We start from the raw sequence: 11,048 nt of genomic DNA, 5'->3' as shown, positions 1-11,048 counted from the left end.
ACCAGCCTGCCCTTGGCGCTCTCTTGCATGCTGCTGGCAACGCTCGATGCGCAAGCTGAAAACTGTCGGCTATCGCTGAGCCAGTCGCACGTCGACTATGGCGCAATACGCCGCGATGCAGTGGTCGAAAACGCCGCTGTGGTGCTGGCCACTCGCACGTTCAACCTGACTGTGCTCTGCGTTGAGCCGGCGGCAATGGCCCTGCGTTTTGTCGCAGCGCCTGCCGATGGGCAAGGGTTTCGGTTTGGGCGTGAGGGGCGTTTTCGCTTGCGTCTCAAGCATGCCCAGGTCGACGGGCGAGCTGTCGGCTGGGTGTCTGCTCAAGCACCTGATGAGTCGGCCAAAGGCCAGTTGTTACCCGGCCAGGCCTTGATTGCGCGCGCCGCAGGTGTGCCGGTGACAGGGCGGCGACTCACCGCCCAGGTCGATATCGACACCGAACTGCCCTTCGATGCGTTGATGGTGCGCGGGGAGGCGCGCCTTGAAGGGCAGGGCAGTTTCGAACTGATCAGCCAGGCTGTTCCACCGAGCCAATGAAGTTGGCGAGCTCGACTGTTTGCGGGTTGGCGAACAACACCTTCGGGTCACCGGTTTCATGCACCTTGCCCTGGTGCATGAACACCAGCTTGTCGCCGACCTCACGGGCAAAACGCATTTCGTGAGTCACCATGATCAGGGTCATGCCGTCCTGGGCCAGTTGGCGCACCACGCTCAGCACTTCATTGACCAGTTCGGGGTCCAGGGCCGAGGTGATCTCATCGCACAGCAACACCTTGGGCGACATGGCCAGGGCGCGGGCAATGGCGACGCGCTGTTGCTGGCCGCCGGACAGGCGATCGGGAAAGGCGTCGAACTTCTCGCCCAGCCCGACCCGGTCCAGCATCTGCCTGGCCAATACGGCGGCCTTGGCCTTGGGCACTTTTTGCACCACTTGCGGCGCCAGCATCACGTTCTCGCCCACGGTCAGGTGCGGGAACAGGTTGAATTGCTGGAAGACCATGCCGACCTTTTGCCGCAGGCTGCGCAGGTCGGCGCGGGCGGCGTCGAGGTATTCGCCATCGACTTCGATGACGCCGTCGTTGATCGACTCCAGGCCATTGAGGGTGCGCAGCAAGGTGGACTTGCCCGAGCCGCTGCGGCCGATGATCGCCACCACCTGGCCTTCGTCCACCGTCAGGTCGATGCCCTTGAGTACGTGGTGATCGCCGTAATACTTATGCAGGGCAGAAATTCTAAGCAGAGGCATGCAGTCTCCTTTCCAGGTAGCGCGCACTGAGGGACAAGGGATAACAGAGCAAAAAGTAACCGAGGGCCACCAGGCCATAGACCATGAAGGGCTCAAAGGTGGCGTTGGCGAGCATGCCGCCTGTCTTGGTCAGTTCGGTGAAGCCGATGATCGAGGTCACGGCGGTGCCTTTGACCACCTGCACCGAAAAGCCCACCGTCGGCGCGACAGCAATACGCAATGCCTGTGGCAGGATCACATAGCGCAGTTGTTCAAGCGGGTTGAGGGCCAGGCTGGCCGAGGCTTCCCATTGGCCGTGGGCAATGGAGTCGACGCAGCCGCGCCATATTTCAGCCAGGTAGGCGCTGGTAAACAGGGTCAAGGCAATCGCCGCTGCCAGCCAAGGCGATATGTCCACGCCAAGCAGCGCAACGCCGAAAAACACCAGGAACAGCTGCATCAGCAGCGGCGTGCCCTGGAACAGTTCGATATAGGTGCGGGCCATATTGCGTGGGAACGCTTTGCGGCTGATGCGCAGGGTCATCACCAGTAAGCCGATCAGGCCGCCGCCCACAAACGCCACCAATGACAGCAGCAGCGTCCATTGCAGGCCGGTCAGCAGGTTGCGCACGATGTCCCAGAACGAAAAATCACTCATCGGCTGTTCCTCATGACAAACCGTCGGCCGATCCAGTTGAGCAATTGGCGAATCATCAGCGCCATGCACAGGTACACCAGGGTGGTCAGGGCATAGGTTTCAAAGGCGCGGAAATTACGCGACTGGATAAAGTTGGCGGCAAAGCTCAGCTCTTCAGTGGCGATCTGCGAACACACCGCCGAACCGAGCATCACGATGATGATCTGGCTGCTCAGGGCCGGCCACACCTTGCCCAGGGCCGGTAGCAGCACCACATGGCGGAACGCCTCGAAGCGCGTCATTGCCAGCGCCGCGGCCGCCTCCAGTTGCCCGCGTGGGATGGCCTGGATGCCCGCACGGATGATCTCGGTGGAGTACGCCCCCAGGTTGATCACCATCGCCAGCACGGCGGCTTGCCACTCGGTGATTTTCAACCCCAGGGACGGCAGGCCGAAGAAGATAAAAAACAGTTGCACCAGGAACGGCGTGTTGCGGATCAACTCGACATACACTCCAAAGAACCATGCAAACGGCTGGATCTTCCACGCCCGTACTACCGCGCCGACAGTGCCCAGGGCCACGCCGAGGATGGCGCCAATGGCCGTCAGTTCAAGGGTGAACAGCGCGCCGCGCAGGAGCAGGTCGGTATTGGCCAGCACCGGCACAAAGTCGAATTGATAGGCCATCTTTGAGCTCCGCGTCAGAGGTCGGCAGGCAGCGGTTCTTTGAGCCACTGCATCGCGTTTTTTCCCAGGCTGCCGTCAGCCTTGGCTGCCACCAGGATCTGGTTGACCTTTTCCAACAGCGCCGGCTCGTTCTTGTTCACGCCCACGTACACCGGCGAGTCCTTGAGTTTCACCTTCAGTGCCGGTACGCGTTTGGGGTTGCGTTCGCTGATGGCCACCATGACCACGTTGCCGCTGGCGATCAGGTCTACCTGGCCGGCCAGGTAGGCAGCGATGGTGGAGTTGTTGTCTTCAAAGCGCTTGATGGTGGCTTCCTTAGGGGCCACCGCGGTCAGCTCGATATCCTCGATGGCGCCACGGGTTACGCTGATGGTCTTGCCCTTGAGGTCGTCGAGGCTGACGATGGCAGCATCAGGCGGCCCAAACACGGCAAGGTAGAACGGTGCGTAGGCGTTGGAGAAGTCGATGACCTTGGCGCGCTCGGGGTTCTTGCCCAGGCTGGAAATCACCAGGTCGACCTTGCCAGTGGTGAGGAACGGGATGCGGTTGGTACTGTTTACCGGCGTCAGTTCCAGCTTGACCTTGAGTTGGTCGGCCAGCAGCTTGGCGGTGTCGATGTCCAGACCGCGTGGCTTCATGTCCGGGCCCACCGAACCAAAGGGTGGGAAGTCCTGGGGCACGGCAACCTTCAGGGTGCCACGGGCGACGATGTCATCCAGACCATTCGCCTGGGCGGGTGCCTGGCTCAGCATCAGGCTGGCAAACAGGGCAGTGAGCAGGGCGCTGTAGCGCTTGGTCATGGCAACTCTCCGAAAATGGCGAAGGAATTTTCTGAGTTTGCCCAGTGCACAGCCCATGCCAGCACCGTTCGGATCGTCTGCAAGGCTGATGTTTGTTGAGGTGCACAGGTCTTACTGGTCTGAACAGTGGTCAGGTTTTTCGCACCCTTTTCGAGCGTCGACAAAAAGCGGCGAGCCCCTTTGGGGCGTGGCTTGCAGCCGGCCCTGAATAGTTTTACAACGGGTCACACCGCTATCTGGAACCCAGAGCTTTTTTATGAATTCCATTGCCCAAGCCGTACCGGAAGCGGCCTTGCAGGCCATCCGCAAACTGATCAAGGAGCAAGGCTTCGGGCCGGGCGACGCGTTGCCGTCCCAGCGCGACCTGGCGCTGCAATTGGGGGTGAGCCGGGCGTCGTTGCGCGAGGCGCTGTCGTCCCTCAGCGCCTTGGGCGTGGTCAGCGTGCAGCCGGGCAAGGGCGTGTTCGTGCAGGACATGCAAGAGGCGCCGGGGTTCGCCTGGCCCTTTGCGGCGCAGGCCACGCCGCCGGATATCTTCCAGTTGCGCTACGCCTTGGAGGGGTTTGCGGCGGGCTTGGCAGCGGTGACACTAACCCTCGATGCACTGGACAGCCTGCAAGACAATGTTCAAGCCATGCGCAAAGTGCTCAAGGCGGGCGACTTCGAAGCGGCTGCCCGCCTGGACTTCGAGTTTCACCAGCGCATTCTGCTGGCCAGCGGTAACCAGGCCATGGTGAGCATCCTCAGCGCCAGTGCCGAGGTGTTTCTGGAAAGTCAGAAGCTACCGTTCATCCGGCCGGAGCGGGCCATGGAGACCTGGCAGGAACATCGCAGAATCCTGCGCGCCCTGGCCCGCCGCAGCAGTACGGCGGCGCAGAAAACCATGCAGGAACATATACGTAATGCAGCGTTGCGCACGGGCATTGCGTTCGTGACGCCCGCTACGCCGTGACGGGGTCATACCCACACTCATTCAAGTTCATAGCAAGACTCAATCAGACGCGGCTTCCTGAACAGGGGAAGGGCAGCTATGATGGGCAACGTTTTTTTTGCTTACAATCCGGAGACATCCATGAGCAGCGATCTTATCAAGCACGTCACCGACGCGTCCTTTGAAGCCGAAGTCCTCAAGGCTGACGGCCCGGTGCTGGTTGACTACTGGGCTGAATGGTGCGGCCCTTGCAAAATGATCGCTCCGGTCCTGGACGACATTGCAACCACTTACGCAGGCAAACTGACCATTGCCAAGCTGAACATCGACGAGAACCAGGAAACCCCGGCCAAGCATGGCGTGCGTGGTATCCCGACTCTGATGCTGTTCAAGAATGGCAATGTCGAAGCGACCAAAGTGGGCGCGCTGTCGAAGTCCCAACTGCAAGCTTTCCTCGACGCAAGCCTCTAAGCGTCGTCAAAAAAGCCCCGCAAATTGCGGGGCTTTTTCGTAAAACAGGGCTAGACGCTCCGAAATCCAGGTGGTACATTCGGCCCCGCAGTGGTTTCTCCACTGCCCCCTGCAAGCCGTCGCCGACGCATTCCTTTTCGATTAGTACGCGATCCTGTCGCCTTCTCTGCGGCGCGGCCTCATTAAGCCAAAAGCTTAATTTCCCCCCTCCATAAATGATTACGTCATTCCTATATGAATCTGACTGAACTCAAGCAAAAGCCGATTACCGACCTGCTCCAACTGGCCGAAGAAATGGGCATAGAAAATATGGCCCGTTCGCGCAAGCAGGACGTGATTTTCTCCCTGCTCAAGAAGCACGCGAAAAGCGGCGAGGAAATCTCCGGTGATGGCGTGCTGGAGATTCTCCAGGACGGCTTCGGCTTCCTCCGCTCTGCAGACGCGTCCTATCTCGCCGGCCCAGACGATATCTACGTCTCGCCGAGCCAGATCCGTCGCTTCAACTTGCGCACCGGTGACACCATCGTTGGCAAGATCCGTCCTCCGAAGGAAGGCGAGCGTTACTTCGCCCTGCTCAAGGTCGACACGATCAACTTCGATCGCCCCGAGAACGCGAAAAACAAGATTCTCTTCGAGAACCTGACTCCGCTGTTCCCGACCGTGCGCATGAAGATGGAAGCCGGTAACGGCTCCACCGAAGACTTGACCGGCCGTGTGATCGACCTCTGCGCTCCAATCGGCAAAGGCCAGCGTGGCCTGATCGTCGCACCGCCCAAAGCCGGCAAGACCATCATGCTGCAGAACATCGCCGCGAACATTGCGCGTAACAACCCTGAAGTTCATCTGATCGTGCTGTTGATCGATGAGCGTCCGGAAGAAGTGACCGAAATGCAGCGCACCGTGCGCGGCGAAGTGGTTGCCTCGACGTTCGATGAGCCGCCAACCCGTCACGTGCAGGTTGCCGAAATGGTGATCGAAAAGGCCAAGCGCCTGGTCGAGCACAAGAAAGACGTGGTGATCCTGCTCGACTCCATCACCCGTCTGGCCCGTGCCTACAACACCGTGATCCCGAGCTCCGGCAAGGTGCTGACCGGTGGTGTCGATGCTCATGCCCTGGAGAAACCGAAGCGTTTCTTCGGCGCTGCGCGCAACATCGAAGAAGGCGGCTCGCTGACCATTATCGCCACCGCGCTGGTTGAAACCGGCTCGAAGATGGACGAAGTGATCTACGAAGAGTTCAAGGGTACCGGCAACATGGAACTGCCTTTGGATCGTCGCATCGCTGAAAAGCGTGTGTTCCCTGCGATCAACATCAACCGTTCCGGCACCCGCCGCGAAGAGTTGCTGACCGCAGACGACGAACTGCAGCGTATGTGGATCCTGCGCAAGCTGCTGCACCCGATGGACGAAGTCGCTGCCATCGAGTTTCTGATCGACAAGCTGAAAACCACCAAGACCAACGACGAGTTCTTCCTGTCGATGAAACGTAAGTAAATACTGCGTTTCTGGTCCAAAAAAATGGCGCCCCCCAGGGGGCGCCATTTTTTTTGCGTCGAGTTTGTGTGGTTTTTATGGCATAAGTATCAGTTAAGTAACAAAAATTGACGCGTGACTACGCTCATTCCTTTCGTCACAGACTGACCACATTCATATGACCACTCTTGCTTACCGCAGAGACATCGACGGCCTGCGTGCCATCGCTGTCCTCGCAGTCGTGTTGTTTCACTTTGGCGTTCCAGGCATTACTGGCGGTTTTGTTGGCGTTGATGTGTTTTTCGTCATTTCCGGCTTTCTAATCACGTCAATTATCTGGCGTGAGCGTCAAGCTGGACGCTTCAGCTTCATCGACTTCTGGGCTCGCCGCGCCCGGCGTATCTTGCCGGCACTGTTTGTGATGATTGCGGCGACACTGGCAGTGGGTTGGTTTCTGTTGGCGCCCAAGGACTATGAAGAGTTGGGGCGGTCTGCGCACTATCAGGTGACTTTTACCTCGAACCTGTTGTTCTCGCGTCAGCACGGATACTTTGATGCCTCATCGGACATCAAGCCGTTGCTGCATACCTGGTCATTGGCGGTAGAAGAGCAGTTCTATATTTTCTTCCCGTTGCTGCTGGCTTTGCTTTCCAGCCGTTTGAAGCACTGGCGCCTGGCATTGTTCGCGGTGCTGCTGGTGTCGTTTGGCATGAGCGTCTGGGCGGTTCAGCATGAGCCGCAGAAAGCTTTCTTCCTGTTGCATCTGCGGGCCTGGGAGCTACTGGCCGGTGCGATGCTGGCGGTGCAGCCCAAGCGTGAATGGCGCGCCTCGCCGGCCTTGGCCCAAGGCGTCAGCCTGGCTTCCCTGGCATTGATCCTCATCGCCGTATTAGGTTACGACGCGAAAACCCCGTTCCCAGGTGCGACCGCGTTGTTGCCTGTGCTGGGGGTGGTCGGGTTGATCTGGGCCAACGGCCAGCAACCGACCTGGGTCGCTCGCCTGTTGGGCACGCGGATCATGGTGGGCATCGGGCTGATCTCTTATTCATGGTACCTGTGGCACTGGCCGGTATTCGTGTACGCCAACTATGCCGCCGTGGATGGCTTGAGCGCGCTGGAACTGGCGGGGCTGATGCTGCTTTCGCTGGTGCTGGGCTACCTGTCCTGGCGGTTCGTGGAAACACCGTTCCGGGAAAAACGTTTGCTGGTCTCGCGTAAGGCGATTCTGGCTTCGGCGATGGTCGGCATTCTGGGGCTGGGTTTCACTGGCCTGGCGATCCGTGAATTCGACGGCGTGCCTTCGCGCTTGTCCGAACAGGCGTTGCGCTTTGCCCAGGCCAAGAAGTGGAGCCCGGACCTGTTGGCGTGCATGGCCGACAAAGATACGCCCGATGAACGCTTGTTCTGCCATTTCGGCCCCAAAGGCCAGTCGGTTTCAGCGTTGGTATGGGGTGACAGCCACGCCACCGCGCTGATACCGGCACTCAAAGAGGGCGCTGATCGCCACGATATCAGCCTGGTCGAAGCCAGTTTTGCCGGCTGTATTCCCCTCGATGGCCTGGAAAATATTGCCCGCTGCGCGCATTTCAACCGTCGCGTCGAGAAGGCCATGGCCGAGCAGGCATTCAGCGATGTGGTGTTGGCCGCCCGCTGGAGCCTGTATGTGTATGGGCAAATGTCCGGTGACAAGGAGCATGCGCTCAAAGACCCTGGCACCGGCCAGTATGTGCGTGCCGTCGCCGAACAACGCTTTGCCCAGGGCTTGCGCGAGCGCATCCAGGGCCTGCGCGCTGCCGGGCACAAGGTCTGGCTGGTCAAGGAAGTGCCGCTGCAGGAAATCATCGTGCCTTACCGTCTCAGCCGTCTGGCCATGATGAACCGCCCCGTGGACGGTGAAGGGCTCGCATTGGCTGAGCATGTGAAACGCCAGGCCTTTATCACGCAATTGTTTGATGAGTTGGCGGCTGCTGACAGGGGTGTCGCGGTGCTGGACCCCGCGCCATTGCTGTGCGGCGCCGATGGGTTGTGCCGGGTCGAACTCAATGGCCGCGCGCTGTATACCGACGATAATCACCTTTCAGACGTCGGCGCGCGACACATCGAAGCCTTCCTGGAGCCGTTGTTCAGTTCTTTGCAATCACGCGGTTTGACGGCCAATTAAGCTGCCAGCCGCCCTCAGAGCAGGTAGGATGTACGCCTATTTTACGGGTGGCATGGTTAATGAAATTCAAGGATCTTCGGGATTTCGTGCAGCAACTTGAGCAGCGCGGAGAGTTGAAACGTATCCAGATGCCGATTTCTCCGGTGCTGGAAATGACTGAGATTTGCGACCGTACCTTGCGCAACAAGGGCCCGGCGCTGTTGTTCGAAAACCCGACCGGCTTTGATATCCCGGTGCTGGGCAACCTGTTCGGCACTCCCGAGCGCGTGGCCTTTGGCATGGGCGCCGAGTCCGTCAGCGAACTGCGCGAGATCGGCAAGCTGCTGGCCTTTCTCAAGGAGCCCGAGCCGCCCAAGGGCTTGAAGGACGCTTGGTCCAAGCTGCCGATCTTCCGCAAAATCATCGCCATGGCCCCCAAGGTGGTCAAGGACGCGGTGTGCCAGGAAGTGGTCATTGAAGGCGATGATGTCGACCTGGCCATGCTCCCGGTGCAAACCTGCTGGCCCGGCGACGTCGGCCCGCTGATCACCTGGGGCCTGACCGTCACCAAGGGCCCGAACAAGGACCGCCAGAACCTCGGTATCTACCGTCAGCAAGTCATTGGCCGTAACAAAGTGATCATGCGCTGGCTGAGCCACCGCGGCGGCGCCCTCGACTTCCGCGAGTGGTGCGAGAAGCATCCCGGCAAGCCGTTCCCGGTTTCCGTAGCCCTGGGTGCTGACCCTGCGACCATCCTCGGCGCAGTGACACCCGTACCTGACAGCCTCTCCGAGTACGCCTTCGCCGGCTTGTTGCGCGGTAATCGCACGGAGCTGGTGAAGTGCCGCGGTAATGACCTGCAAGTGCCGGCCACCGCCGAGATCATTCTTGAAGGCGTGATTCACCCAGGTGAAATGGCCGATGAAGGCCCGTATGGCGACCACACCGGGTACTACAACGAAGTCGACAGCTTCCCGGTGTTCACCGTCGAGCGCATCACCCATCGGGTCAAGCCGATCTATCACAGTACCTACACGGGCCGTCCGCCCGATGAGCCGGCCATCCTCGGCGTGGCGCTCAACGAAGTGTTCGTGCCGATCCTGCAAAAGCAATTCCCGGAGATCACCGACTTCTACCTGCCGCCCGAGGGCTGTTCGTACCGCATGGCCATCGTGACCATGAAGAAGTCGTATCCGGGGCATGCCAAGCGGGTAATGCTCGGTGTGTGGTCGTTTTTGCGACAGTTCATGTACACCAAGTTCGTTATTGTCACCGACGACGACATCAATGCCCGGGACTGGAACGACGTGATCTGGGCTATCACCACGCGCATGGACCCCAAGCGCGACACGGTGATGATCGACAACACGCCCATCGACTACCTCGACTTCGCGTCGCCGGTATCGGGCCTGGGCTCAAAGATGGGCCTGGATGCCACGCATAAATGGCCGGGCGAAACCACGCGTGAGTGGGGCCGGGTGATCGTCAAGGATGAAGCCGTCACGGCGCGGGTCGATGCGATCTGGAAAGAATTGGGAATAGATTGATGCGTGTAACCCTGCAACCTTCCGGTGCTGTGCTGGAACTGGCCCCTGGCGAGCGAATCCTCGAGGGCGCACGCCGCCTGGGCTATGAGTGCCCCCAAGCCTGTCGCAATGGCGTGTGCCATGTCTGCGCGGCGTTGCTGGTGGAGGGCCGCGTACAGCAAGCCGGGGAGGTGCGCGATCATGGTGAGTTCTACACCTGTATCGCCGAGCCGCTGGAGGACTGCGTGGTGTTGTGGGATGGCGTTCTGGCGCCGGGAGAGTTGCCGTTGCGCAAATTGTCGTGCCAATTGACCGAGTGTGTGCAAGTGGGTGGCGATGTGTGGCGTGTGCGGCTGCGCGCCCCGGCAGGCAAGGCGGTGCGTTACCACGCCGGGCAATACCTGATGATCGAGCGGGACAGCGGCGAGAAATCGGCGTTCTCCCTGGCCTCGGCGCCCCATGCCGGGCGTGAGTTGGAGTTGCATGTACTGGCACGGGAAGCCAGTGCGCGCAGTCTCATCGAGCAGTTGCAGCGTAACCAGATGGCCCGCGTCGAGCTGCCGTTTGGTGACACTCACCTGGCTGAACTGCCAGACGGTCCCCTGGTACTGATGGCCGCCGGCACCGGCATGGCGCAGATGCACAGCCTGATCGAGCATTGCCGCGCTTCAGGCTTCAAGCACCCGGTGCATCTGTACTGGGGCGTGCGCCTGCCGGAAGATTTCTACGAAATCGAGCACTGGGATCAATGGCTGCATTTACCCAACCTGTTCCTGCACAAAGTGGTCAGCGACCTGTGTGGTTGGGAAGGGCGCTGTGGTTTGCTGCATGAGGCGGTGTGCGAAGACATTGCCGACCTCAATAGCGTGCACGTCTACGCCAGCGGTTCGCCGGCGATGATCTACGGCACCCTGGACGCACTGGTCAACGCCGGCATGGATGCGCACCGGATGCGCGCCGACGTCTTCGCCTACGCCCCAAGGCCCTAATGTGGGAGCTGGCTTGCCTGCGATGGCGGCTTGCTAGCCGAAGCCTATCTACCTGACACCCCTCGATCCAACTGTGGGAGCGGGCTTGCTCGCGAAGGCGGCCTGGCAGTCAACAGGGTTGGATTGTGTGCATATCTATTGCTGCGGTAACGGCCGCTTAGGGTTCCGCC

Annotated in this window: 11 protein-coding genes; 7 read left to right on the top strand and 4 right to left on the bottom strand. The window is 60.1% G+C overall.

The genetic code is table 11. From position 1 onward, the window contains the following. The first annotated feature begins 27 nt into the window (after positions 1-27). A complete protein-coding gene (locus A7K61_RS14230) occupies positions 28-537 on the top strand; it encodes a hypothetical protein (protein ID WP_069557807.1) in 510 nt (169 codons plus the stop codon). Here A7K61_RS14230 and A7K61_RS14225 read toward each other — a convergent pair. The 4 genes from A7K61_RS14225 to A7K61_RS14210 are packed head-to-tail and all read right to left on the bottom strand — an operon-like array spanning position 509 to position 3,348. Beyond that, positions 509-1,246, bottom strand: a complete 738-nt coding sequence (locus A7K61_RS14225) for an amino acid ABC transporter ATP-binding protein (protein WP_032894589.1) — start codon at positions 1,244-1,246, stop codon at positions 509-511. The genes A7K61_RS14230 and A7K61_RS14225 overlap by 29 nt on opposite strands. Then, entirely contained in the window at positions 1,233-1,883 is a 651-nt protein-coding gene (locus A7K61_RS14220) for an amino acid ABC transporter permease (RefSeq protein ID WP_032894590.1), read from the bottom strand. The genes A7K61_RS14225 and A7K61_RS14220 overlap by 14 nt, the downstream gene beginning before the upstream one ends. Beyond that, positions 1,880-2,548, bottom strand: coding sequence for an amino acid ABC transporter permease (locus A7K61_RS14215; protein ID WP_017736949.1), 669 nt, complete (start codon positions 2,546-2,548; stop codon positions 1,880-1,882). Before A7K61_RS14215 ends, A7K61_RS14220 begins: the two co-directional genes overlap by 4 nt. Before the next feature lie 14 nt (positions 2,549-2,562). Next, positions 2,563-3,348, bottom strand: a complete 786-nt coding sequence (locus tag A7K61_RS14210) for a transporter substrate-binding domain-containing protein (RefSeq protein ID WP_069557806.1) — start codon at positions 3,346-3,348, stop codon at positions 2,563-2,565. 256 nt (positions 3,349-3,604) lie between these two features. Between A7K61_RS14210 and A7K61_RS14205 the strand changes: the two genes are divergently transcribed. From A7K61_RS14205 to A7K61_RS14180, 6 genes are all read left to right on the top strand, one after another. Continuing rightward, positions 3,605-4,300 (top strand): FadR/GntR family transcriptional regulator, encoded by a 696-nt coding sequence (locus A7K61_RS14205; RefSeq protein ID WP_047712045.1) that lies wholly within the window; start codon positions 3,605-3,607, stop codon positions 4,298-4,300. Positions 4,301-4,420: 120 nt separating this feature from the next. Then, positions 4,421-4,750: a thioredoxin TrxA gene (gene trxA, locus A7K61_RS14200; protein WP_044269751.1), complete on the top strand. Its 330-nt coding sequence runs from the start codon at positions 4,421-4,423 to the stop codon at positions 4,748-4,750. 234 nt (positions 4,751-4,984) lie between these two features. Continuing rightward, complete coding sequence (rho, locus tag A7K61_RS14195; RefSeq protein ID WP_003176825.1) at positions 4,985-6,244, top strand: transcription termination factor Rho; 1,260 nt, start codon at positions 4,985-4,987, stop codon at positions 6,242-6,244. A gap of 157 nt (positions 6,245-6,401) precedes the next feature. Then, positions 6,402-8,384, top strand: a complete 1,983-nt coding sequence (locus A7K61_RS14190) for an acyltransferase family protein (RefSeq protein WP_069557805.1) — start codon at positions 6,402-6,404, stop codon at positions 8,382-8,384. Between the two features lie 59 nt (positions 8,385-8,443). Continuing rightward, on the top strand, positions 8,444-9,910 hold the full coding sequence (gene ubiD / locus A7K61_RS14185; protein WP_003195329.1) for a 4-hydroxy-3-polyprenylbenzoate decarboxylase: 1,467 nt from the start codon (positions 8,444-8,446) through the stop codon (positions 9,908-9,910). Further along, entirely contained in the window at positions 9,910-10,878 is a 969-nt protein-coding gene (locus A7K61_RS14180) for a CDP-6-deoxy-delta-3,4-glucoseen reductase (RefSeq protein WP_047712043.1), read from the top strand. The genes ubiD and A7K61_RS14180 overlap by 1 nt, the downstream gene beginning before the upstream one ends. The last annotated feature ends 170 nt before the right edge of the window (positions 10,879-11,048 follow it).

It is taken from the genome of Pseudomonas sp. AP42, from assembly GCF_001728935.1.
In the GTDB taxonomy this organism is placed as follows: domain Bacteria; phylum Pseudomonadota; class Gammaproteobacteria; order Pseudomonadales; family Pseudomonadaceae; genus Aquipseudomonas; species Aquipseudomonas lactis.
This window is presented reverse-complemented; position numbering and strand designations above follow the sequence as displayed.